The sequence below is a fragment of the Chimaeribacter sp. YP20170169 genome (assembly GCF_056739715.1).
Genome location: NZ_CP176824.1, coordinates 619,351 through 642,114, shown reverse-complemented (window position 1 = coordinate 642,114; position 22,764 = coordinate 619,351). Strand labels below are relative to the sequence as shown.

20 protein-coding genes, 1 tRNA gene and 1 pseudogene are annotated in these 22,764 nt (G+C 57.2%); 6 read left to right on the top strand and 16 right to left on the bottom strand.

Annotation, left to right across the window (positions count from 1 at the left end; translation table 11 throughout):
• The first annotated feature begins 30 nt into the window (after positions 1 to 30).
• Positions 31 to 831, top strand: coding sequence for a nitrite transporter NirC (gene nirC, locus ACK3SD_RS02900; RefSeq protein ID WP_481126703.1), 801 nt, complete (start codon positions 31 to 33; stop codon positions 829 to 831).
• Between the two features lies 1 nt (position 832).
• Positions 833 to 2,203, top strand: a complete 1,371-nt coding sequence (gene cysG / locus ACK3SD_RS02895) for a siroheme synthase CysG (RefSeq protein WP_481126702.1) — start codon at positions 833 to 835, stop codon at positions 2,201 to 2,203.
• A gap of 45 nt (positions 2,204 to 2,248) precedes the next feature.
• On the opposite strand, the gene ACK3SD_RS02890 is transcribed toward cysG, so the two are convergent.
• Positions 2,249 to 2,575 carry a YggL family protein gene (locus ACK3SD_RS02890; RefSeq protein ID WP_137762175.1) on the bottom strand — a complete coding sequence of 109 codons (327 nt, stop codon included), beginning with the start codon at positions 2,573 to 2,575 and terminating at the stop codon, positions 2,249 to 2,251.
• Positions 2,575 to 3,294, bottom strand: a complete 720-nt coding sequence (gene trmB / locus ACK3SD_RS02885; RefSeq protein ID WP_481126701.1) for a tRNA (guanosine(46)-N7)-methyltransferase TrmB — start codon at positions 3,292 to 3,294, stop codon at positions 2,575 to 2,577. Before trmB ends, ACK3SD_RS02890 begins: the two co-directional genes overlap by 1 nt.
• A gap of 189 nt (positions 3,295 to 3,483) precedes the next feature.
• Between trmB and mutY the strand changes: the two genes are divergently transcribed.
• The 3 genes from mutY (at position 3,484) to mltC (ending at position 6,001) form a co-directional block, all read left to right on the top strand.
• Complete coding sequence (gene mutY, locus ACK3SD_RS02880; protein WP_481126700.1) at positions 3,484 to 4,578, top strand: A/G-specific adenine glycosylase; 1,095 nt, start codon at positions 3,484 to 3,486, stop codon at positions 4,576 to 4,578.
• A 2-nt stretch (positions 4,579 to 4,580) separates the two neighbouring features.
• The gene (locus tag ACK3SD_RS02875) at positions 4,581 to 4,853 is read left to right on the top strand and encodes an oxidative damage protection protein (protein ID WP_137762172.1); all 273 of its coding nucleotides are present in this window, start codon (positions 4,581 to 4,583) and stop codon (positions 4,851 to 4,853) included.
• A gap of 65 nt (positions 4,854 to 4,918) precedes the next feature.
• On the top strand, positions 4,919 to 6,001 hold the full coding sequence (mltC, locus tag ACK3SD_RS02870) for a membrane-bound lytic murein transglycosylase MltC (protein ID WP_137762171.1): 1,083 nt from the start codon (positions 4,919 to 4,921) through the stop codon (positions 5,999 to 6,001).
• A gap of 51 nt (positions 6,002 to 6,052) precedes the next feature.
• On the opposite strand, the gene speF is transcribed toward mltC, so the two are convergent.
• Complete coding sequence (speF, locus tag ACK3SD_RS02865) at positions 6,053 to 8,224, bottom strand: ornithine decarboxylase SpeF (protein ID WP_481126699.1); 2,172 nt, start codon at positions 8,222 to 8,224, stop codon at positions 6,053 to 6,055.
• 549 nt (positions 8,225 to 8,773) lie between these two features.
• Between speF and ACK3SD_RS02860 the strand changes: the two genes are divergently transcribed.
• Positions 8,774 to 8,849: transfer RNA gene (locus tag ACK3SD_RS02860), tRNA-Phe, on the top strand.
• 1,012 nt (positions 8,850 to 9,861) lie between these two features.
• Here ACK3SD_RS02860 and tssE read toward each other — a convergent pair.
• The 13 genes and pseudogenes from tssE to ACK3SD_RS02795 form a co-directional block, all read right to left on the bottom strand.
• Positions 9,862 to 10,284 (bottom strand): type VI secretion system baseplate subunit TssE, encoded by a 423-nt coding sequence (gene tssE, locus ACK3SD_RS02855; protein ID WP_481126698.1) that lies wholly within the window; start codon positions 10,282 to 10,284, stop codon positions 9,862 to 9,864.
• Entirely contained in the window at positions 10,277 to 10,813 is a 537-nt protein-coding gene (tssJ, locus tag ACK3SD_RS02850) for a type VI secretion system lipoprotein TssJ (RefSeq protein WP_481126697.1), read from the bottom strand. The genes tssE and tssJ overlap by 8 nt, the downstream gene beginning before the upstream one ends.
• On the bottom strand, positions 10,794 to 11,897 hold the full coding sequence (tssG, locus tag ACK3SD_RS02845) for a type VI secretion system baseplate subunit TssG (RefSeq protein ID WP_481126696.1): 1,104 nt from the start codon (positions 11,895 to 11,897) through the stop codon (positions 10,794 to 10,796). The genes tssJ and tssG overlap by 20 nt, the downstream gene beginning before the upstream one ends.
• A complete protein-coding gene (gene tssF, locus ACK3SD_RS02840; protein ID WP_481126695.1) occupies positions 11,852 to 13,615 on the bottom strand; it encodes a type VI secretion system baseplate subunit TssF in 1,764 nt (587 codons plus the stop codon). Before tssF ends, tssG begins: the two co-directional genes overlap by 46 nt.
• A 53-nt stretch (positions 13,616 to 13,668) precedes the next feature.
• Positions 13,669 to 14,073 (bottom strand): putative T6SS immunity periplasmic lipoprotein, encoded by a 405-nt coding sequence (locus tag ACK3SD_RS02835; protein ID WP_481127482.1) that lies wholly within the window; start codon positions 14,071 to 14,073, stop codon positions 13,669 to 13,671.
• Between the two features lie 23 nt (positions 14,074 to 14,096).
• Complete coding sequence (locus ACK3SD_RS02830; protein WP_481126694.1) at positions 14,097 to 14,636, bottom strand: type IV secretion protein Rhs; 540 nt, start codon at positions 14,634 to 14,636, stop codon at positions 14,097 to 14,099.
• Positions 14,637 to 14,679: 43 nt separating this feature from the next.
• Complete coding sequence (gene tssA / locus ACK3SD_RS02825; protein WP_481126693.1) at positions 14,680 to 16,275, bottom strand: type VI secretion system protein TssA; 1,596 nt, start codon at positions 16,273 to 16,275, stop codon at positions 14,680 to 14,682.
• On the bottom strand, positions 16,275 to 19,697 hold the full coding sequence (locus ACK3SD_RS02820) for an ImcF-related family protein (protein ID WP_481126692.1): 3,423 nt from the start codon (positions 19,695 to 19,697) through the stop codon (positions 16,275 to 16,277). The genes tssA and ACK3SD_RS02820 overlap by 1 nt, the downstream gene beginning before the upstream one ends.
• A gap of 21 nt (positions 19,698 to 19,718) precedes the next feature.
• Positions 19,719 to 20,900 carry a hypothetical protein gene (locus ACK3SD_RS02815; RefSeq protein ID WP_481126691.1) on the bottom strand — a complete coding sequence of 394 codons (1,182 nt, stop codon included), beginning with the start codon at positions 20,898 to 20,900 and terminating at the stop codon, positions 19,719 to 19,721.
• 2 nt (positions 20,901 to 20,902) lie between these two features.
• On the bottom strand, positions 20,903 to 21,160 hold the full coding sequence (locus ACK3SD_RS02810; protein WP_481126690.1) for a PAAR domain-containing protein: 258 nt from the start codon (positions 21,158 to 21,160) through the stop codon (positions 20,903 to 20,905).
• A gap of 10 nt (positions 21,161 to 21,170) precedes the next feature.
• Positions 21,171 to 21,704: a hypothetical protein gene (locus ACK3SD_RS02805; RefSeq protein ID WP_481126689.1), complete on the bottom strand. Its 534-nt coding sequence runs from the start codon at positions 21,702 to 21,704 to the stop codon at positions 21,171 to 21,173.
• A gap of 110 nt (positions 21,705 to 21,814) precedes the next feature.
• A pseudogene (locus ACK3SD_RS02800) lies at positions 21,815 to 22,381 on the bottom strand (formylglycine-generating enzyme family protein).
• A 145-nt stretch (positions 22,382 to 22,526) separates the two neighbouring features.
• Complete coding sequence (locus ACK3SD_RS02795) at positions 22,527 to 22,751, bottom strand: hypothetical protein (protein ID WP_481126688.1); 225 nt, start codon at positions 22,749 to 22,751, stop codon at positions 22,527 to 22,529.
• Positions 22,752 to 22,764 lie beyond the last annotated feature (13 nt).

Sequence of the window (22,764 nt, the reverse complement as noted above, 5' to 3'; positions counted from 1 at the left end):
AGGCCCTCTTTAACCCTGGGAAAATGCTGTATGTTCACTGACACCCTGAATAAGTGTGCCGCCAATGCCGCTCGCATTGCGCGCCTCAACCAAGAGAACCCGTTCGGCTTCTGGATCAGCGCTGCGATGGCCGGTGCCTACGTCGGGCTGGGGATCATCTTGATCTTCACCCTCGGCAACGTGCTGGAACCCGCCATGCGCCCGCTGGTGATGGGCGCGACCTTCGGTATCGCGCTGACGCTGGTGATCATCGCCGGTTCGGAGCTGTATACCGGCCACACCATGTTCCTGACGCTTGGCGTGAAGGCTGGCACCCTCAGTGCCGGGCAGATGTGGGCCATCCTGCCGCAGACCTGGCTGGGCAACCTGCTCGGCTCGGTGCTGGTCGCGCTGCTCTATAGCTGGGGCGGCGGCAGCCTGTTGCCGGTGGACACCAGTCTGGTGCACACCGTGGCGCTGGCGAAGACCACCGCACCGGCCTCGGTGCTGTTCTTCAAGGGCGCGCTCTGCAACTGGCTGGTCTGTCTGGCGATCTGGATGGCGCTGCGGGTGGAAGGCTCAGCCAAATTCATCGCCATCTGGTGGTGCCTGCTGGCCTTTATCGCTTCCGGCTATGAGCACTCCATCGCCAACATGACGCTGTTCGCCCTCTCCTGGCTCGGCCACCACAACGAGGCCTACACCCTGTCGGGCATCGGCCACAACCTGCTGTGGGTGACGCTGGGCAACACCTTCTCCGGCGCGGTGTTTATGGGGCTGGGCTACTGGTACGTGACCCCGCGTGAGCAGCGTCCGCACTCCGCCAACGCCACCAAGCACCGGGTGGCCTGAGATGGATTACCTGCCGATCTTCTGTCAGCTGCGCGGGCGTGACTGCCTGCTGGTGGGCGGCGGCGAAGTGGCCGAGCGCAAGGCTCGGCTGCTGCTGGAGGCTGGCGCGCGGCTGACTGTCTGCGCGCCAGAGGCCACGCCGCAGATTCGCCAGTGGGCGGCACAGGCTGAGCTGACGCTGGTGTCCCGTCCCTTTGACGAGGCGCTGCTGGCAGGGAGCTGGCTGGTGATCGCCGCCACCCACACCCCGGCGGTCAACCAACAGGTGAGCGAGGCCGCCGAGGCGCGGCGCATCTTCTGCAATGTGGTGGATGCGCCGCAACAGGGCGGCTTTATCATGCCCTCGATCATTGACCGCTCGCCGCTGATGGTGGCGGTCTCCTCCGGCGGGCAGGCACCAGTACTGGCGCGGCTGCTGCGCGAGAAGCTGGAGGCGCTGCTGCCCCAGCACCTCGGCGCGCTGGCCAGCCACGCCGGTCGCCTGCGGCAGCGGGCCAAGGCGCACTGGCAGACGCTGGGTGAGCGCCGGCGCTTCTGGGAGAAGCTGCTAAGCCATAGCCGGCTGATACAGGCGCTGGCCAACCGCGATACCCAGCAGGTCACGCAACTGACCGAGGCGCTGTTCGAGCAGCCGCTGGAGGATCGCGGCGAAGTGGTGCTGGTCGGCGCCGGGCCGGGGGACGCCGGTTTGCTGACGCTAAAGGGGTTGCAGCAGATCCAGCAGGCGGATGTGGTGGTGTATGACCGGCTGGTCTCTGATGAGATCATGGCGCTGGTGCGGCGTGATGCCACGCGGATCTTTGTCGGCAAGCGCGCCGGCTACCACTGCGTGCCGCAGGATCAGATCAACCAGATCCTGCTGGATCAGGCGCGCAGCGGCAACCGGGTGGTGCGGCTGAAGGGGGGCGATCCCTTTATCTTTGGCCGCGGCGGCGAGGAGCTGGAGACGCTGCACGACGCGGGCATCCCCTTCTCGGTGGTGCCCGGTATCACCGCCGCCTCTGGCTGCGCCGCCTACAGCGGCATCCCACTGACCCACCGCGACTACGCGCAGGGCGTCCGGCTGGTGACCGGCCATGCCCAGCGTGAGGGGGAGCTGGACTGGGCCAACCTGGCGGCAGAGCGGCAGACGCTGGTGTTTTACATGGGGTTGGGCCAAACGCCCGCCATCCAGCAGCAGTTGATCGACCACGGCATGGATCCGGCGATGCCAGTGGCGCTGGTGGAGAACGGCACCTCCACGCAGCAGCGGGTGGTGAGCGGCACGCTGGCGCACCTGGCGGCGCTGGCGCAGGAGGTGCGCAGCCCCAGTTTGATCATCGTCGGCCGGGTGGTGGCGCTGCGCGAGCGGCTCAACTGGTTCGGTGCCTGACGCCCATAAAAAAGCGCCCGCAGGCGCTTTTTTTTCAAGCGGGACTCAATCCCACCAGATATCAAACAGGTCGCTGACCACCACGTCCTGCATCTTGTGCTGCTCCAGCCACGCCTGCACCAGCTGGCGGTGCTCGTCGGTGCAGCGGCCCACCTTTTGCAGGCAGACCAGCCCTTCCCACTGCAAATAGCCGCTGCCATCAAAGGCCAGGCCATTAGGCTCGATCACCCCATCAATGAAGGCATCCAGCGCGCGGTCGATCTCATCCACCGGCGTGCCCTCAGGGAAGGCCCACTTGACGGAGAAGCCCAGCTCCTGGAACTCCGCAATATGTAATTTTTTGCGTAAACGGCGGCTGCGTTGTGTGGCCATTACTTCTTCCTCTCGAACATTAAGTCCCATACGCCGTGGCCGAGACGGTGGCCACGCGCTTCGAATTTGGTCAGCGGGCGGGAGTCCGGACGCGGCACGTAGTCGCCGCTCTCGGAGCGGTTACGGTAGCCGGCGATCTGGTTCATCACCTCCAGCATGTGCTTCGCATAGGCTTCCCAGTCGGTCGCCATATGGAAGACGCCGCCCAGCTTCAGCTTGCGCAGCACCAGATCGGCAAACGGCACCTGCACAATGCGGCGTTTGTTGTGGCGTGCCTTGTGCCACGGATCCGGGAAGAACAGCTGCACCATGGTCAGCGAGTTGTCCGGGATCATGTTCTCCAGCACTTCCACCGCGTCATGGCACATCACGCGCAGGTTGCTGACACCCGCCTCATGGGCGGTGCCGAGGCATGCGCCAACGCCTGGCGAGTGCACCTCAATGCCGAGGAAGTTTTGGTGCGGGTTGTTCTGCGCCATGGTCACCAGCGAGGTGCCCATGCCAAAGCCGATCTCCAGCACCGTCGGTGCCTCACGGCCAAACAGTGTCTCCAGGCTGACCGGCGACGTCTGGTACTCCACGCCCATTTCCGGCCAGTAGTTGTCCAGCGCGAGCTGCTGCCCTTTGGTCAGGCGGCCCTGGCGGCGGACAAAGCTGCGGATACGGCGCATCGGGCGGCCGTTTTCATCAAATTCCGGTGAAATGACGTCATTAATCATGGTGCTTATCGTCTGTTTGGCTGTGAATAAAAGAAAGGCGCATTATCCAAAGATACCCTGCTTTAGCAAGCGCCGCGTTGAGATTGTCGCCGTTATGGCCCCCATAGTCGGCAACTTCCGGTTTACTCCGGCCAGCGTCTGTGCTGGAATCGCTGGCTACTCATTATCTGATGACTATCGAACCCGCCTATGATGGAAGCGCAACAGTTCGCGCACCAGGTGCTTGACTGGTACCAGCGCTACGGCCGCAAGACCCTGCCGTGGCAACTCGAAAAAACTCCCTACAAAGTATGGCTCTCTGAAGTGATGTTGCAACAGACCCAGGTGGCAACCGTCATTCCCTACTTTGAACGCTTTATGGCGCGCTTCCCGGACGTGCGCGATCTGGCCGCCGCCCCGCTGGATGAGGTGCTGCACCTCTGGACTGGGCTGGGCTACTACGCCCGCGCCCGCAACCTGCACAAGGCGGCGCAGCAGGTGGTCACGCTGCACGGTGGCGAGTTCCCCACCACCTTTGAGGCGGTCGCGGCCCTGCCGGGCGTTGGCCGCTCTACCGCTGGCGCAGTGCTGTCGCTGTCATTGGGGCAGCACTATCCGATCCTCGACGGCAACGTGAAGCGCGTGCTGGCGCGCTGCTACGCAGTCGCTGGCTGGCCGGGCGAGAAGCGCGTCGAGAACCGACTGTGGCAGATTAGCGAACAGGTGACGCCAGCCGCTGGCGTGCAGCAGTTCAATCAGGCGATGATGGATCTGGGGGCGATGGTCTGCACCCGCTCCAAGCCCAAATGCGAGATCTGCCCGCTCAACCGTGGCTGCGAAGCCTACGCCCACCATAGCTGGGCCGAGTACCCCGGCAAGAAGCCAAAAAAAGTGCTGCCGGTGCGCACCGGCTGGCTGGCGCTGGTGGAGCGGCAGGGCCACGTCTGGCTGGAGAAACGCCCGCCCTCCGGGCTGTGGGGTGGGCTATACTGCTTCCCGCAGTTTGAGGAGGAGAGCGCGCTGGTAGCGTGGCTGGCCGGGCACCAGCTCCAAGGCGCGCCGCGCGAGCAGCTGGTCGCCTTTCGCCATACATTCAGCCACTTCCACTTGGATATCGTACCGGTGCACATAACCAGTGCATCCGCGCCGGGTGGCATGGATGCCAGCTCCGGTCTCTGGTATAACTTAGCGCAACCGCCCTCTGTGGGGCTGGCCGCCCCGGTTGAGCGCCTGTTGGCCCAGCTGGCGCGCCACGCGCCTACACAGCACACACTATTTGGCCATCACGCCGCCGATGAGGAATAAGCATGAGCAGAACCATCTATTGCACCTTTTTAAAACGCGAGGCCGAGGGCCAGGACTTCCAGCTCTATCCGGGCGATCTGGGCAAGCGCATCTATAACGAGATCTCTAAAGAGGCGTGGGCGCAGTGGCAGACCAAGCAAACCATGCTGATCAACGAGAAAAAACTCAACATGATCAACGTGGCCGACCGCAAACTGCTGGAGCAGGAGATGATCAACTTCCTGTTTGAGGGACAGGACGTCCACATCGAAGGCTACACCCCGCCGAGCGAATAGTCCGGGACATCACATTTTCAGGGCTGGATTGGCCCTGCTTCTTTCATCACGACACGGCTTTGAAGATGAAGAAAATTTTAGCGCTGCTCCTTGTCGCGCCTCTGCTGGTGTCTTGCTCCGGCAAAAAAAACAGCAATGAATTCAATGAAGCATTTGTGAAGGATACCAACGGCTTCGATATCCTGATGGGGCAGTTCGCCAACAATATCGAAAATATCTGGGGGATGAATGAGGTTCTGATCGCCGGGCCGAAGGATTACGTCAAATATTCCGACCAGTACCAGACCCGCAGCCACATCAACTTTGATAGCGGCACCATCACCATCGAGACCATCGCCGGCACCGATCCCGCGGCGCACCTGCGTCAAGCAATCATCACCACCCTGCTGATTGGCGAGGATCCGGGCGGCGTCGATCTCTACTCGGACGCCAATGACATCCAGATCAGCAAGGAGCCGCTGCTCTACGGCCAGGTGCTGGACAACACCGGCGAGCCGATCCGCTGGGAGTGGCGCGCCGCGCGCTTTGCCGACTACCTGTTGCAGAGCCGCCTGCAAAAGCGCGAGTCCGGCCTGCGCGTTATCTACTCAGTAACCATCCAGCTGGTGCCCAACCACCTCGACAAGCGTGCGCATAAATACCTGCCGATGGTGCGACAGGCGGCTGCCAAGTATGGCGTCGAATCCTCGCTGATCCTGGCAATCATGCAGACCGAATCAAGCTTCAACCCCTACGCGGTCAGCCACTCTGACGCACTGGGGCTGATGCAGGTGGTGCAGCACTCCGCGGGCGTGGACGTGTTCAAGATGCAGGGGAAATGGGGCAAGCCGAGCCGCAGCTACCTGTTTGACCCGGCGAACAACATCGACACCGGCACCGCCTACCTGGCGATTTTGCAGAACAACTATCTGGGCGGCATCAGCAACCCGACCTCCCGCCGCTATGCGGTAATCACCGCCTACAACGGCGGCGCGGGCAGCGTGCTGCGCGTCTTCTCCAGCGACAAGGAGCGGGCGTTGAACATCATCAACAGCATGGCGCCGGGGGATGTCTACACCACCCTGACCACCAAGCACCCCTCTGGCGAGTCGCGCCGTTACCTCTACAAGGTCAACACCGCGCAGAAGAGCTACCGCCGCGGCGGTTAAGCCCTCTCCAACAAAAAGGCCGCATTGCGCGGCCTTTTTTTATGACGGGGATCAGGCTGGCGGCTGCGCCAGCACGTACCCCATGATGCGTCGCCATCCCTCTGGCTTTTTCTCGACGTAGACGCCCTGCAACTCCGGCGAGAAGCCCGGCAGCCGGTTGATGCCCTCCTCCAGCGCCATGAAGTAGCGTTGCACCGCCCCGCCCCACACCTCGCCCGGCACCACGCAGAGCACCCCCGGCGGATAGGGCAACGCCCCCTCCACCGCCACCCGCCCGGCAGCCTCGCCGATCGGCACCAGCTCGGCGTTGTCGCGGATAAATTCGTTGTGCGCGTCCTGGGTGTTCATCTCCACCTGTGGCAGGTGGTCATGGCGGAACATCTCTTTCTGCAACTGCTTCACGTCAAAGCTGACGTAGAGGTCATGCATCTCCTGGCAGAGCTGGCGCAAGGTGTAGCCGCGGTAGCGCGCCTCGTTCTTGCGGTAGACCGTCGGCAGCACCTCCTCCAACGGCGCATCCTCGGCGATGTAGCGCTCGAAGCGCACCAGCTCCTCCACCAGATGCGTCATTTTCGCCATGCTCTCCGCGGGCGTCAGCAGGAACAGGATCGAGTTGAGATCGCTCTTCTCCGGCACGATGCCACTCTCGCGCAGGTAGTTGGCGAGGATGGTGGCCGGGATGCCGAACGGGGTGTACTTGCCGGTTGCCGCATCAATGCCCGGCGTGGTCAGCAGCAGCTTGCAGGGATCGACGAAGTACTGGTTGTCGGCGTAGCCCTCGAAGGCGTGCCACTTCTCCCCTGGCACAAAGTCGAAGAAGCGCACGTCATTCGCCATCAGGTCGGTATCGTGATCCTGCCACGGCGTGCCATCCACCTGCACCGGCACGAAGGGCTTGATCATGCTGCAACGGTTGAGCAGCATTTTGCGCGCCTCGATGCCAGTTTTGACGCACTCGAGCCACATGTGGTGGCCGCTGCCGTTGGCATGCATCCGCGCGTTGACGTCCAGCGCCGCGAACAGCGGGTAGAACGGGCTGGTGGAGGCGTGCAGCATGAAGGCGTTGTTCAGCTTTTTGTGGCTGACGTGGCGCTTCTGCCCCTTGATGTGGTTATCTTTTTTATGGATCTGCGAGGTCTGGGAGAAGCCCGCCTGCTGCTTGTGTACCGACTGGGTGACGATGATGCCCGGATCGTTTTCATTCAAATCAAGCAGCAGCGGCGAGCACTGCTGCATCATCGGGATAAACTGCTCATAGCCGACCCACGCGGAGTCAAACAGGATGTAGTCGCACAGGTGGCCGATCTTCTCCACCACCTGCCGGGCGTTGTAGACGGTGCCGTCGTAGGTGCCGAGCTGGATGATCGCCAACCGGAATGGCCGCGCCGCGCCAGCCTTGTGCGGCGCCACCTCGCGAACTTGCTGGCGCAGGTAGGCCTCATCGAAGCAGTGCGCGTCAATGCCGCCGATAAAGCCGAACGGGTTACGCGCCGTCTCCAGATAGACCGGTGTCGCCCCAGCCTGGATCAGCGCGCCGTGGTGATTGGATTTGTGGTTGTTGCGGTCAAACAGCACCAGATCGCCACGCGTCAGCAGCGCGTTGCACACCACCTTATTCGCCGCCGATGTGCCATTCAGCACGAAGTAGGTTTTGTCGGCGTTGAACACCTTTGCCGCGTGTTTCTGCGCGTCTTTGGCGCTGCCCTCGTGGATCAGCAGATCGCCTAGCTTGACGTCGGCGTTGCACATGTCAGCACGAAAGACGTTCTCGCCGAAGAACTCATAGAACTGGCGGCCAGCCGGGTGGCGCATGAAAAACTCCCCGCCCTGATGGCCGGGGCAGGCAAAGGTGGCATTCTTCATCTCGACATACTTTTTCAGCGTGTCGAAGAACGGCGGGAACAGCGCCTCCTCATACGCGGTGGCGGCGGCCTCCACTTGGGCACCGTAGAAAGCCCGGTTGGCGTCATGCAGCGCGATGACCCCTTTCAGACGTGGCAAATAGTCCGGGGAGACGCTCTCCTCCCCAGTCACAGCAACAAATGCCGGGATGGCGAACCCGCTCTGCTCAATGGCGTCCAACCGGCCAGCGGCCAGCTCACTGGCAGACACCACGATTGCGGCGACGTCGGTATAGTCCGCGGCATCCAACCCAATGATGTCACGGGCGGTATCGAGACGTGGAGCCACGCTGGCGCTTGCTGCTATTTTCAATGATTTCATATGTCAACTCTCAAACTGTGAAGGATGAGGGTGTGCCACGTCGGCACGGCAATGGGAAGGCACAACACGGCGTGCCATCCCGGCAAAGTGATGCCTCCCCACTGGTAACGCGGCGGGTCGAATTCAGACGATAACTGGGATCAGCACCGTTGATAGACATCAGTAAAACCAGAGTGCGGCTCTGTTTTTAATAATGGCTAACCGCGAGCACAGGTTGGCTTCACCGCATGGTGAATTCAGCAAGGGGTATCGAACAGGAGAGCGCCGGACACCGGCGAACAGACATTGGCGAGACCGTGGCAGACGCCACGTAGCAACATGGGGAGGAGCAATGTGTGAAGAGTGTCATGCCGCAACCCTCATCGCTTTCGCGCAACAACGGAAGTCAAAATTTGCGCAATCATGGCACTTTTCCCTAAGGGGTTCAAGCGTCATCCCCGGTGCAATCCCCTGCCCAACCGGTCATTGCTATAAAATTCAACGCTTGAACCACAAAGCAGGAAAAACCCGTTGACGGCATCCAGCCAATACGGTTTAATGCGCCCCGTTGCCCGGATAGCTCAGTCGGTAGAGCAGGGGATTGAAAATCCCCGTGTCCTTGGTTCGATTCCGAGTCCGGGCACCACTATTCAGAAAACCCGCCTTATGGCGGGTTTTTGCTTTTCTGGCATCCGGACTCTCCATCGAACTGCGTTCGATTCACTCGCCGCTTCCTGCGGCTCGCCCTGCGGGCAGCGCTAACGCGCTGTGCAAAACGCTCCCGGCGTTTTGTCCGAGTCCGGGCACCACTTATTCAAAAAACCCGCCTTATGGCGGGTTTTTGCTTTTCTGCATCCGGACTCTCCATCGAACTGCGTTCGATTCACTCGCCGCTTCCTGCGGCTCGCCCTGCGGGCAGCGCTAACGCGCTGTGCAAAACGCTCCCGGCGTTTTGTCCGAGTCCGGCACCGCTTATTTAGAAAACCTGCCTTACGGCGGTTTTTTGCTTTTCTGCGTCTGGACTCTCCATCGAACTGCGTTCGATTCACTCGCCGCTTCCTGCGACTCGCCCTGCGGGCAGCGCTAACGCGCTGTGCAAAACGCTCCCGGCGTTTTGTCCGAGTCCGGACACCACTATTCAGAAAACCCGCCTTACGGCGGGTTTTTGCTTTTCTGGTCGATCCGGTTAGGGAAATACGTGCCCCCCGGGCGTGTCCCGGGCACCTGACCTACGACGCGGTAAGGCAGTTTATCGACAGTATCCCTGATTGACGCCTGGGCTGTCGTTTCCACCTCGTGATTGGCGTACAGAATGAAACCCACGCTGCTTACGCCAAACAGAATGACCAGGCTGATGATTTTTTTTGAGAAATCGCATTACTTTCCTGCAGTTACTCATTGGCGTGACTGTTTTTTACCAACGGTGCATCACCTTTCTGGGACGACGCCTGCTACAGCACATGGATCAGCGAGTCCAGATGACGTGCCGTCTGTTCGATGTTCACCCGAGGCGCATTTGTCTCCCCTGCAGCAGGTGTTACATATTGAACGACTACAACAGCGTCAGACCTCACCATTATAACGGTGGGCTGACGCCAGAAGAGTCAGAGAACAGATACCGTTTTTACTGTAACCCCGTGGCCAATATTACTTGACCACTACAGTTTCATGTGACGAATGAGCACACGACCTTCAGGCATAAACTCCGTGCCATAACGCACCAGGCCGATGCCTTTCAGCTCGGCATCAATGGCATAACGCAATTCACCGGGCGTGGTCTGCTCCTGGATCACTACCGTAATCTGCTTTAGCCGAGGCTCATACTTCAGCAGCACACCGGAGAGCGTGTCCATCAGGTCATGCTCGGTACCCGGCAGCCCTTGGATAAGGGTGATCATATCCGGCAACCCATAGTCGGGCAGATGCGCTAGTGTCCCTGCCCGGCAGTTCAGAATACGCTGCATATTGTCAAGCACGGACAGGATGGTCTGGTTCTGTTCGCTGACCTGATGCTGGTCGAGCCCGCCTGTGAAATTGTTATAGAACGCTTCATACAGCGATGGACGAGGGGTATCACTCATCTTTCAGTGCCTTCAGGGTCAGGCGGTTGTTACCGGCCTCAATCACCCGGGCTTTATCCGGATTGAGATCATCACGGCTCAGCACCACCCGCCAGGTGTTGTTCTCCTGGTCCGGCGACATAAACATGCCAGCCACCGCGACATACTGTGCATTTTCATCCATCGGCATATCCACCATCACCGCCCCACCCGGCTGCAGGCGAACATCTTTCTCCGCCACCAGGTCTGCTTTGATGGCCTGACTGTCAGCCTTAAACAGTGACGGGTAGTCGGTGGTATCAAAGGTTTTGCGATCCTTGAGCTGGTAGATACGCACTACCGTGGACAGAGCCACGCCGCCGGCATTGCTGTTAACGGCCTCACGGGCCCGAATGTCCAGATGCAGGGTCTTTATCTGCTTATAAAAAATCGATTTGGTCACGGCGACAGTGCCGTCCGTGACGCTCTGGGTCAGCCCACAGCCTGCGAGCATCAGTGTGATACCCGCGGCCAGTGCCACCAAGGGGAATTTACCAGCGGTACTCGCCATGTTCATCGGTCTCCCTGCGGTGAAGATTTTCCTGAACCCGCTCATAGCGGCCCAGATTAATGGTGATTGTTTTGGGGTGTGTAGCGGTCTTTGCTGCATTCAGCGGTCGCATCACGGCAGTACGACCCAGTTGCACCGCGCCTGCTTTGGGTTTCGTGCTCATAGTGGCATCCGGCAGCAGGCTGCGGTCGACGCACAGCTGCAGGCGGACATCCAGGCGAGACCCAAGATATACGTGCAGCAGCGCCATTAAATCCGTGTGAAGCTCCCCACCCGGTAACCAGCCCGGCACTTCAGCCGGGTCAGTGGTGGTCAGACGCATCAGCACCTGACTGTTTACGTCGGTGGCATAGTTGCCCATCACCGGGCGACTGGTCAGGGTGACAGGCTGGCGCACGCTCATGGTCAGGGGCTTTTTCAACGGCACACGGCGTTTGTCGTGGTGCCAGACTTTCGCCTGCGTGTTGGGTGCCAGCAGGCGCACCAGCGAGGCCATGCCTTCGGCCGTTCGTCCCGGCAGCAGCATCACCGGCAACAACGCGAGGAAGCGTGACGCAGGAGCGGCAATGCTGTCCGTGCAGCCGTCGATGCCAAGCCCCGCCAGGCCCAGCAGATACTGCGAGATGTTGTCCTTACCGCCGGCTTCAAAGCTCGCCGGGTAAGAGTATTTGCGCCAGATGCGGTAGTACTGGGCAATCAACCGGTGGTTGAAGATATCGAGGAAGTCCGCGGTCGCTTCGTACCCTTCCCGTCGCTGTGTGATGTCATCGATATAATGTGTCGGCAGCGGTGACTCCACGCCGTAGAGTCCCATAAAGGTAATGCGTACCGTGGGTGGCAGATGAGGATGCTCTGGCGGCTCAATCCCTTTGATTTCAGATGCCGGAAAGCCCATGCCCGGATGGGGCCGGAAGCGCACCGGCTCATGACGCACCTGCCAGCTGCTGCCGGTGACCGGCTTATCCGGCTGGCTCTGCTCGAGTATCTGGCAGAAGCGATAAAAGTTCATGTACGGCAGGTACTGCCGTAGCTGCTCCATCAGCCGGGCAGGCGTGGACTGTGGTTCTCTTTCCACCGGATGCATTTTCCTTCTGGCTGAACAATGAGGGTGAGCTGGTTAAACTGGTTCATGTCGGCATACAGTGCAAAGAACCGGTTGAGCATTTCACCGAACAGGTGAATATCGCCCTCGCCGGTGAAGCCGTTGCTGTCGAGGGTCACTTCGATATCCAGCCCCCGTAGCAGGTAGCCCTGCTCAAAACGCTGAAGGCGGTGGTGTTCCACCTGCTGAATCGCCTCCAGACGGCGGGTGTTCAGTTCATCTTCCTGCCAGTTATAGAGCGCCAGCGTCCCACGCAGCACTTCAGCGGTGCTCATCATGTTCAGGAACCCGGAGCCGAGGTGGCTCAGCACCCGCCAGTGGAAACGGTCTTCCGCAGGCGGATACACCGGCAGCGTGGGCTTGCAGAGGTTGCGCACCGTCAGTGATGTGCTGACCACCTGTTCACAGCGGTCGAGCAGTGTGCTCTGCAGCGTCCGGCGCGGTAATTGCCCGTTGGTGCCGGTGATTTGCAGCGACACGGCTTCGCGCTCAAATAGGCGGTCATCCTCCCACTGGTGACCCCCCAGAATCAGCCAGGTATCATACAGTCCAGTGACGCCCCGCTTCACACGGGTATGGTAATAGCGAGGCGGTGCGTGACGGCGCATCATCCCACCCTTGTGGCGGAAGCTGCTGAACGGCACGTATTCGGCATCACTGGTGCGGTTTGAGCCAGTGACCGAATCAACCGAATAAATCTCGGTGTGTCCGTCCTGCAGTCGTTTGGGGCGCAGCAGGTACTCGTTTTCAAGGCCCGTAATGGTGAGCGGGTCGGCTTCCAGGGTGAACAGGTTAATCACCGGCACACAGTGCAGACGAACCGCGTCATCGGTGACCGGCAGGTCTGATGGCCACTGCGCACTGAACACCACGTCGATGTCGAAGTACTCTGCTCCGACAGGTGGCGTAATGCCATCCAGGCCGTTGAGGTGGACAAACATAAACTTGTTGCGAAAGGTGAAGTACTCCAGCAGCAGCTGGTAGCCACTGAACGCGGTATCGCCTTTCGGCCACAACCCGTCTTCCTCCGCAAATCCGCCCGGCGAGAAGTACCCGTCAAGGCGAATGCGGTCGGTTTGCCCGGGCAGGCGCATATACAGGGCAGCCTGCCGTTTGGTCAGCATCAGGTGCAGCTGGCTGCTGACGGGCGCATCCGCGCCGAGATAGAGGCTCAGGTGGCTGAGGTCAGCATGAGACCAGTCCGCCTGCGTACTGCAAGCAAAGCGCATCCGCAGCAGCGAGCGCCCGTCCGGCTCGGTGGTCATGGTCACCCCTGAGATATTCAGCGGGTTGAGCATCACATCGCGGGTGGTACGGTAGCGGCAGACCGTGTTTTTCGGCCCCACAGGCCGGGAATACACTTCCAGACCCGCGGGCATCACTTCTGCCATCTTCACCGCCTGAAGCGCAGGCGTGAACGCCACCACCGAGAGTGACGGAATGGTACGCAGGTAGTGTGGCCAGAGCATACTGACCAGCCCTTCGGTCAGTTCCGGCAGGTCATCGTCAATCTTCTCGCGCAGTCGCCCCATTGAGAAAGCAAAGCCTTCGAACAGGCGCTCGACATACGGGTCAGGTGTCCCGGCCTTATCCAGATCCAGCATCGCGGCCCGGTCCGGGTGGGTCTGGGCGAATTCTTTGGCCGCTTCACGGAGGTAGCGCATTTCCGCGTCATAATAACGCAGGGTCAAATCTTCCATATAAATAATTACTCAGAATATAGAAAAGAACTTTTTCATCCGAAAAGTGGAAGCTATCTCACTACTTCTCGATTAGTGAGAGGTATACTCTTTACCTTCCCATTTAAAATCTCAAATCCGGTAGTTACTTTTCTGAATGGCTCATTAGATGATATCGACGTAAGAAAATATCTTGCTATAAATTGCCCTTTTTCGGGCAAAGGCCAGCGTTCTGCTGGAACGCATAATTTTCCATTTATAATTTTAAAATCAGAACCAAACATATATTCTCGTTGATTAGACAGCGTCTCTCTTGAATATATGCTCAAATCCGATAGTCGATAGTGCTCTGTATTGGGAACCCAAAAGCATATACTTTCTCCGACCATACTGACCTTCGCTTCTTCTTCCGGAAAAATCCTGTCTCCTGAACCAGGGCAACCGGTAAGCATTAATAAGCAGATGCTGGAAAGCAACATGCCACAAAATGATTTATTACATATCAACACCATGGAAACCCTCTTAACACATGGCGATACTGTTCTCTGACTGCTGACTCACTAATATCCCCATCAAGTGTGACATCATGCGACCTTATTAGATCACACCACCCTCGATATCCTTCTCTTTCGAGTGTAAAGTTGTCAGCAATAATCTGTGCCTGTTGCTCCATCGGATATTCCGACAAAAATCGCCCATCAAGGCGATATCGATAACTGACGAACCAACTCACTAACCCTCGAAGAATAACATTCATTCCCTTTTCACGTTGCCAGATGCGTACCATTTCATGAATGAAAATATGTTGCATGTCTGGAAGCGATTTAGAAAAATCATCAAGATATAATGGAAAGCGGAAATAGATCTCCCCATTAGGAGTCATTGCTGTATGCTCATCCTGCAAACTAAAGGGAAGATAACTGTCGCAATGAATCCAGACCTTGTGATACTGAACGGTCGTCAGAAATACTGAGTTTGCCAGTGAAATTTCACCCGAAGTTAATCTCCGTAATTTACCTTCTTTTTTCTGACCCAGATTCATACCCCCTCCGATAGATACACGTCTATCCAGTTAATAGCATTCCCTAGCCACATAGCACCGCCGCACGTACCGAATCAACCGCAATCAGTTCAGCCAGCAGTTGCTCCATCAATGGACTCAGGCGAACCTTATCAGCCTCACTGCGACCGGCTTTCAGGCGCAGGAGTTTCAGATGGCGGGCCTGAACGTCAAACAATAGCTCTGGCTCCCACTCACTGAGGGTCACTGCTCTTGCACGCTCACCCAGCTCTGCAAACAGATGCGCCGCCAGGTCATTTTTTCCGTACTGATCAGCAATGCGACCCATCAGCAGGCGCAACAGCCACTTCTGACGATCGGTGGTCATGCCCGGCCGGGTCTGCAACCAGCCCAGCGCGGTATCCGGGCCTTCACTGTCGGCCAGTGCCACGGCTTCCGGCTCCAGCGCCAGAATGTCGTCGTTACCAGAGGTGACCGGGGCGGATGGCGTGTCATCCCCCCACCCACCGACGGTGTCCAGCACGCTCTGCTGGATCCAGTTCAGCGTCACTTCGTCCGCAAACGGCGTACCGTCACTGAACGCCAGCGTTTCCAGCCCGGACAGGCGTGACAGGAGTCCTTTCAGGTCGGCAGTAATAATATCAGCCAGGGTGTCCTGACCTGATTTCGTCAGGGCCTGGTGGATGTACCACTGCAAATCCAGCCACAGGTGATTGGCACCGCGCGAAAAGGTGCTGTCGGCCGTTTCCAGCATTTCAGCCCAGTTCTGCTGCAGGTAGAGACGTTTGAGTAACGCGCGCTGATCCGCCCTTGGCGGCTCGATGCGTGTACGCCCCTGCGCATCCGGGGTTGGGATGGCCCGCAGGGTGTCGTGACGCAGGCTCTTCATCAGATGGTGTGCTGACAGCCAGCCATCGGGCTGCTCGCGCAGGTATTCGGTAAGGGTGCGAGCCTGGGCCAGCAAATCCTGACCGGACGTGATCCGCTCGATGGTCGGGGCATCGCTGTGACTGGCAGACGACGGGGTTTCACTGGTACTGGCGTTCTGCGGTACCACCGCATCCACGCCCCCCGCTTTCTGCAGACGATTCTCCAGCGCGCCGTAAAGCGCATTGAGTTCAGGACGGGTTTCATCCGGCTCATTTTCGGTAAGCCCGGCGATCAGCAGCAGTGCGCCGAGGGTACGCATCGCCTCTTCCCTGACCACTTCCGGGTACAGGGAAAGCGAGTCGGTCATGCGCGATCCTGCCAGCCATTCCAGTGCCGCCTTACGGCTGCGGTCACGCTGCGGGTGCAGCTGTGGTCCAAAGCGCTCCAGCAGACCAGCCAGCAGTTCAAGTCCTTCGGCCAGCCCCTGCTCACCCTCGCGGTGTAGCTTCGCCCAGCAGTAGTAGGTTGCCACACGGATATCTTTTGCGATCGTGGTCAGCAGCTTCTCTGCCAGCCGGCAGATGAGTTCTGTATCTGCACCGGAAAGTTTGTTGACTTCCTCGCGCATCTGCTGGAAGTCATCGTCATAGCCCGGGTCTTCGCCAGCGGGCGATTGCCCGGAGAGCGGCTGCAGCCAGCTGTCCCACTGCGCCACACGGCCATGGGTTGCTACAAGCAATGGTTCCTGTTCTGTCTGGCAGGCACTGAGTAAGGCATGGAGCGTGCTCATCAGTAGACCTCCTCTGCATCACTGGCCGCGCTGGCGACCAGGTCTGACGGTGCGATATCGGAGGTGCTGAAGATAATTTCCGGCAGACGGAAATTACGCAGCTTCAGCAGCGCCAGCGGACCCTCGCCGGCTTCGGTTCGCAGGGTGTAATTGAGCGTATAACCGTCCTGGGCTTTCCAGCTCAGGCTGTAGCTGCTGCCCACGCCCGGGTACGCTTTCACGCTGGCTTTATCGAGCAGGCGAATCCAGCCCCAGGCACCCGGAATATCGGCGTACTGGCGAGTGCCCGCCTGGGTGCTAATCCAGCTCAGGTTCGCCCCCGGGGCCTCAGTATCTGCAGGCCAGCTAAAGCGTTTCCACGCCGGCAACTGGTTCACGTAGGTCAGCTTCTGGCTGTCGATAATCATGTCGGTCTGCATCACGCCCTCGGCGGTGCCCGGACGCAGGTCGAAGTTCATCCCGGCATTGCCTTCGGTGAAGGCCACATCCGAGATATGACTCAGGGTGTTGATGGCATTAAGGAACGCCGGGTTAAAGGCGAGGCCCTGCGAGTTGATGCTGTCCGGTACCCAGTGATTGCCCTCTTTGTGCAGCACGCCTTTAAGGCGGGTCTGCAGGAATTGGGCAATACGCCCGGAATCCGCATTGAGGTATTTGGCCAGCAGCGGCAGAGAAACATCACTGCTGGAGTTGTTGAACGGATAGCGTCCACCAAAGGCACTGTTCCACTCGGCCACCACCGCCTGCTGCCACTGGGCATTGAGGCTGTCTGCCGCCGGGGTCAGCACCTGCTGCCAGGCCTGCTCCATCGGGCTCACGAACACCGTCCGTCCAAAACCGCTCCACTCCTGTCCCAGACCTGCGGCAATCAGGCTGCCGTAATCGCGGGTTTCGGTCAGATCCACCGCCTTGCCCTGGAAGACGGTCTGGGCAATGGTCTGGGTCATGGCCTGAGGGTCAGCGGCATTAGTCACCTGCTGCAGGCGCAGACGAACCTGCGTCACGCGGGTCAGGTACGACTGCAGGCTCAGCGCCTGCGCACCGGTGTTGCTTTTATCCATCAGCGCCAGTACCGGACCAAAGGTTGCATCCAGCGGACCGTGAACGCCGGCACTCTGGTCAATAACATCGTTGTTATCACCCCCGAGCAGATTTTTGGCTGATTTCACCAGGGAGTCTGAAATCGCCTCGCCAGTCTGCCCGGTACGCCCCTGCACGTTCAGGGTGTTCATTAGCGCCACCAGGGGTGACTGACGTACATCGGCCATCAGGGTCAACTGGTCAATCGAGTCAGACAGCGTGGCGGCCTGGTTCCAGCGCAGGCTGTTGAGAAACGCCAGCCATGCCCCGCCAAAGTCGGCAAAGTAACGCTCCGTCAGGCGATTTTTCAGCGCTTCCGGCGAGGTCTCGTCCTGTTTATTCACCTGACGCTTGCTGTCGGTCAACACCCAGTCGAGCTCGTCCCGACGTGCCTTCACCACCTTCTCAATAGCGGGCTGCACGGCCTGCTCCCAGGCCTGACGGGTAAACATGCCTGGTACAATTTCGGTGGTGCTGAACAGGCGGGCAGCATCGGTATCACCAGTCATCTCTTCAAGACGCATATCGACATACAGGTGCGCCACCTGTAAAAGCATTTTCTGGTACAGGGTCGATTCACTGTTACGCACGCCCATCAAGCGAACCAGCAGGGAGCGCGCCTGGCTGACCATGTTTTCATCCGCACGGAGCTTCCACTCAGGGTGCGCAACCAGCTGCGCGCCATAGAACGACAGCAGTGACGGTGCCACGCCCTGCCAGACGCCGTCTTTCACACCGATACGCTTCGGCCAGTCGTGCAGCAGCGCCGAGCTGAACCAGGCGGCGTCCATATGCTCCGGACGGGCCAGCATCAGGTAGAGTTTGAGCTGGTCATAGGTGGTTTTTGCCATCTGCTCACGCAGCGGGCTGCCCGCCGGCAGCGCATTGAAGGCACTGAGCTGAGTCTGCAGATGGGCGGCTGCCGCATCGCGCAGCAGAGGCTGGGCGCTGTCCCGATAGCGCGGCCAGAGTGACGCCAGCAACGCATTGTTCTGGCTCAGCCCGGCCTTCTCGTACCACGGCACGCCGTGTTCTGAACGGTACTGCAGTCGGGCCAGCGTTTTCTGCAGTTCAGACAGCGCGTGCAGGCGCTGCTCCAGCGGCTGATTCTGTCGGGCGGCAAGTGCGGCCTGGGCATTCGTATCAGCAATCTGGCTGCGGTTGGTGACATACGCGATGCCCATCCACGCAGCCCAGCCTACCATCGCCAGGGCAGCCGTCGACGCAAACACTTTGCGCCAGGGAATGCCCGGTTTGCGCGGACGCAGTCCGGCCGGAAGCGTGCGGACAGACTCAGGCAGAACATCCCAGCGCTTATCCATGCCCCAGTGGTGCGCCACGGCACGTTCGGCACCGGCAGAGGGCTGACTGAACACCACACCGGCCAGCGGCAGCGGTCGGTACGGATTGAGCATCACCGACAGCGGCGCAGTCACGCTCTCCGGCTCACGAATAAGCTGGTCGGCAAGCGTCAGCAGGAAATTATGTTTCACTTCACCGCAGGTCTGCTGCAGACCCTGTGAAGTCAAATCCGGCGTCAGGGCAGAGAGTTGTTCTGCCAGCCCCTCGGTATGACAACCGGCAGGCAGCAGACAGCCGGTCGCCTGAGTAATGCGCCCTTCCGGTTTACCGGCGCGCGGGTGCAGGGACCAGACATACAGCGGGAGTTTCCAGCCAAGCGTTTCCATGCGAGCACTGATGGCATGAGACAGGGAATCCATGGTGCTTTCAGACGGTACCGGCAGCGGCTGCCCCAGCCCTGGTGCTGAGAGTTGGTCAAAGGCCGAGGTGACCCACACCAGACCATCCACCGGACGGCGACGCAGTTTGCGCAGTGCGGTCAGCCAGGCGCTATCGGCGGGGGTATTGAGGTCACCACCCCAAAGAAGCAGTGTTCCCCGATCCTCCTGCCAGAGCTGAGCCGTAAGACCTGGAGTCAGTTGCTCCACCTCAGAGACGGTGCCAGTGACCAGCAGAATGCGTGTTTTACGTCCCCAACGCCGACCGTAGAGGTTACGCATGGCGAGGCGAAGGATTTTGACCGTTTCGGTATTTTTTTCCTGGTCAGCTCGCGATGTATCGTCTTGTCGATGATTTTTCTTCGCCAATTCACGAAGCTGCTGAATAAAACTCAGAGAAATAAACCATTGCCACAAACGAACAAATAAGTCATCACAGAGCAAAATGAATAAACATAAACCAGCAACAGTCAACGAAACTGTTAATCTTTTCTCGGTGGTACGCAGGTGAACAAAGGGATTTTCAGTCCAGATAAGTCCCCCAGCTATAACCACAATCAGCAGGACGAATAGCCAGGTACTGAGGCGTTTTTTCTTTTTCACATCACTATCCTTTGCGTAGCATTATGCAGGTCGGACAACAGCCATTTGGGGGATTTGATCGCCAACGAGTAGCCACTGAGGCAACCCCGAAGTAACAGCATGTTCGCAAGCGCAAATCAGAGTAATATTGCCCACGGCTGCAGCTGGTCTGCCAAAAGCATCATCCAGAACCAGCTCCCCTTTTTTAGCAGGTAAAAAACCTGACTTATCCATCACCTGAAGAACAGTTGCCAACACATCGCTTTTCACCTGTGCACGCCAGAAATACCAGGGTAATTCTGAGGTTACTTTTCCCCAATTCGCTACGTCCGTAACCGCATCACTGGTATCCTTTACCACAACAGGACGGTGTACCCACATTTGCGGCTTGATATGTTGCCGCTCCAACCATGCGGGAGAAGCCAGTAACAGGGCAGATACAGACTCTGCCTGCCTGTCACGGGCCAGCAGAAATAAATTAATTTCAACAGAAAGGAACAGCGTGTCATCCTGCCTGTCGAGCCATTCATCAACCCACATTAACCCATCGCTTTCAGTGGTGACGCTGATGTCGGCAGCAACATATGACTGAGAGAAAACGCCCTGCCAGACCGCGATAATCTGCTCTTTTTTCAACACACCATCATGATGAAGGCGAACAACGAACTTCCCAGTCAATTGTGTCAGTTCGGTATGTAGCTGACGGATGACGCGGCCAAGCAACACTTCCAACCGTGACTGATGTTCTTCTTCATCAGGTATTTTTAATGCCGGAGAGATTGAGGCCGAAGTCACTACAGACTGAAGGGCTTGAGAATAGTGCGACTGAAGCGCATTCGCTCCCTGCAAAAGCGCGGCAGCGAGTTTGTTACTGGCAACGGGCGTGACGTAACTCATTCCCAGCACACCAAGGGCTTGTCGACCCAGTAAAACCTGTTCGTCATGCTGCGTTTGATGTAAATGGTTCCACCACATTACGCGATCGCGTTCGTTCTCATAGTGCCGTAACCTGACAATATACCCAGCAAGCCCCGCAAAGAAAGGAACGAGAAGCGTACAGAACCAGAACCAGGCAGAATGCGTGGTCAAATCCTTTGGCCATAGAGAAAGCACAAGTACGGCCCCTGCAATCACAACCAGAACAATCATGAGAAACCAGCGGGTTCTGTCCGGAGGCACAGGTAATGATTCTGCCTTCGGGATCTGTTTGAGATCAACTGGCATAATTAACGTTTTCCGGCATTAGGTAATGAAGAAATCAGTGTGCAGCCACACCCACAGCGATGACCATGCAATGCAACGGGCTTGCCATTAATTTTTGCACCTTCATCACCCTCTACAATGAATGTTTCGCCATGCTCAGGACAGGATACTTTATCCATCAGACAGGCAACCTCCAGCCCCATAAATTTCACACCAGAGCTTCCTTCAAGCACTGTGCCACCATGAGTTGTTTTATCATTGATGCGAATTACACCCTGCATAATCACTCCTTTAAGCCAGGAAACACATTGTCCCAAGTAATACTATCGCTATGAATATAAGCCAGAGCAAAGAAGAACCATACCTGTCCACAAGGCTCCTTTTAAGCTCCCAGCCTGAGTTATTTACAACACCAAAAATAGGATTCTTTATATCTGAAGTGCTAAATTTATAAGAGTATTGCTGTCCAAGAGTGCCATCTTTTTTTAACCCCCAGGAATTACCAAAACTAAACTCTTTACGACTCCCCCATTGAGCTTGTTTTTTAAACCCTACCCTCTCTGTACTTATTTCCTTTTCAATATCGATTGACTTTTCTCTGTAACTCACTCGATGCTTATCTTCATCAAAACGAAGTGTCAATTCATATTGCCTCTTCAAACTGCCAACACCAAACAACTCAATCCATTTCGCATCCACAATTTTCCATGAAGCAATCAATTTATATTTTTGCTCAACGACGGAGAATGGAATGTCTCCATTTTGATTCAATTCTAAAAGGCGGGATTTTAGTTCTGACAAAGAAACAGGCAGTTTACTATTCATACCACACTCCATTACTACTCCCACAACACCCGAACCTATTACGGATTAAAATGAATAATGACAGAATATAAATGACTACTATTATGCATATAGCACATATGAGGGGAACATCATTTAATGGGTTCAGATGAATTGACAACATACCGAACTGTAGTACTAACAGGATAAGGGGTATCTATAATTCTGTAACCACGAAAAAATGTTAGCCCAACATCACCAGTTGGGTCTGGATTATTTCCACCGCGCAATACCTTCTTGTATTGACCCATATCATCATCTTTCACAACGGAATTTTCTGGCCCTTGTGGGTCTTTTTTCGAAGATGTGCTGTAGTATTCAGGATCATACCAATCCATTACCCACTCATAACCATTATCTGCCATGCCATACAATCCAAGAGGAGATGGTGGATATTTATTGGCTGGAAAATGAATAGATGCACTGTTAATCCCTGTAATATTCTCTACAGATTGGCGGTCTTGATCAGTAACATAGTTTTCACCTTGCCCATTTTTCTCATTCTTCCGCTAAAAACCATCCTCAGTTGCTACTAAAACATTCGTTCCTCGACTACGTGCGGCATACTCCCATTGTGCCTCAGTTGGAAGTGAAAAAGGCAATCCAGTTTCATTTTCCAACCAAACACAATAACTATTTGCTTCTTTCCAAGTTGTTATTGCTGGGCTATTTTTAAAATGAGTAATTTCCGTTAATACGTCATTCCGCCATTTTTATCAAATCGCTGTTCGGGCAAGCCAGCCATTTTTAAATAAAAATTGTAGTCCTCGTGAGTGACTTTAAATTTCCCAATTTAATAGCTGCTTAACTCAACTTCATGAAGTGGTTTTGTGTCTTTCTCTGGAGAGCAGTAAGGGCCACTCTCTCGCATCTTCTTGCAAAAATCGCCCATCCAGAAGGTACGCCTTTGATATAGACTAAATCTGTCTTAACACGATTCAGGTAGTTCTGAATTCCTGCTTGTTCTTGTGGCGTATGTTTAACATCCTGATCAAAACGATCACAAGCACTGATGAGCAGAATCATCATAATACTGCTTCGA

What these genes read in the sequence shown, in the direction of transcription:
- nirC (WP_481126703.1), top strand. Translation starts at nt 31, where the DNA reads ATGTTCACTGACACCCTGAATAAGTGTGCCGCCAATGCCGCTCGCATT.
- cysG (WP_481126702.1), top strand. Translation starts at nt 833, where the DNA reads ATGGATTACCTGCCGATCTTCTGTCAGCTGCGCGGGCGTGACTGCCTG.
- ACK3SD_RS02890 (WP_137762175.1), bottom strand. Translation starts at nt 2,575, where the DNA reads ATGGCCACACAACGCAGCCGCCGTTTACGCAAAAAATTACATATTGCG.
- trmB (WP_481126701.1), bottom strand. Translation starts at nt 3,294, where the DNA reads ATGATTAATGACGTCATTTCACCGGAATTTGATGAAAACGGCCGCCCG.
- mutY (WP_481126700.1), top strand. Translation starts at nt 3,484, where the DNA reads ATGATGGAAGCGCAACAGTTCGCGCACCAGGTGCTTGACTGGTACCAG.
- ACK3SD_RS02875 (WP_137762172.1), top strand. Translation starts at nt 4,581, where the DNA reads ATGAGCAGAACCATCTATTGCACCTTTTTAAAACGCGAGGCCGAGGGC.
- mltC (WP_137762171.1), top strand. Translation starts at nt 4,919, where the DNA reads ATGAAGAAAATTTTAGCGCTGCTCCTTGTCGCGCCTCTGCTGGTGTCT.
- speF (WP_481126699.1), bottom strand. Translation starts at nt 8,224, where the DNA reads ATGAAATCATTGAAAATAGCAGCAAGCGCCAGCGTGGCTCCACGTCTC.
- tssE (WP_481126698.1), bottom strand. Translation starts at nt 10,284, where the DNA reads ATGAGTGATACCCCTCGTCCATCGCTGTATGAAGCGTTCTATAACAAT.
- tssJ (WP_481126697.1), bottom strand. Translation starts at nt 10,813, where the DNA reads ATGGCGAGTACCGCTGGTAAATTCCCCTTGGTGGCACTGGCCGCGGGT.
- tssG (WP_481126696.1), bottom strand. Translation starts at nt 11,897, where the DNA reads ATGCATCCGGTGGAAAGAGAACCACAGTCCACGCCTGCCCGGCTGATG.
- tssF (WP_481126695.1), bottom strand. Translation starts at nt 13,615, where the DNA reads ATGGAAGATTTGACCCTGCGTTATTATGACGCGGAAATGCGCTACCTC.
- ACK3SD_RS02835 (WP_481127482.1), bottom strand. Translation starts at nt 14,073, where the DNA reads ATGTTGCTTTCCAGCATCTGCTTATTAATGCTTACCGGTTGCCCTGGT.
- ACK3SD_RS02830 (WP_481126694.1), bottom strand. Translation starts at nt 14,636, where the DNA reads ATGAATCTGGGTCAGAAAAAAGAAGGTAAATTACGGAGATTAACTTCG.
- tssA (WP_481126693.1), bottom strand. Translation starts at nt 16,275, where the DNA reads ATGAGCACGCTCCATGCCTTACTCAGTGCCTGCCAGACAGAACAGGAA.
- ACK3SD_RS02815 (WP_481126691.1), bottom strand. Translation starts at nt 20,900, where the DNA reads ATGCCAGTTGATCTCAAACAGATCCCGAAGGCAGAATCATTACCTGTG.
- ACK3SD_RS02810 (WP_481126690.1), bottom strand. Translation starts at nt 21,160, where the DNA reads ATGCAGGGTGTAATTCGCATCAATGATAAAACAACTCATGGTGGCACA.
- ACK3SD_RS02805 (WP_481126689.1), bottom strand. Translation starts at nt 21,704, where the DNA reads ATGAATAGTAAACTGCCTGTTTCTTTGTCAGAACTAAAATCCCGCCTT.
- ACK3SD_RS02795 (WP_481126688.1), bottom strand. Translation starts at nt 22,751, where the DNA reads ATGATGATTCTGCTCATCAGTGCTTGTGATCGTTTTGATCAGGATGTT.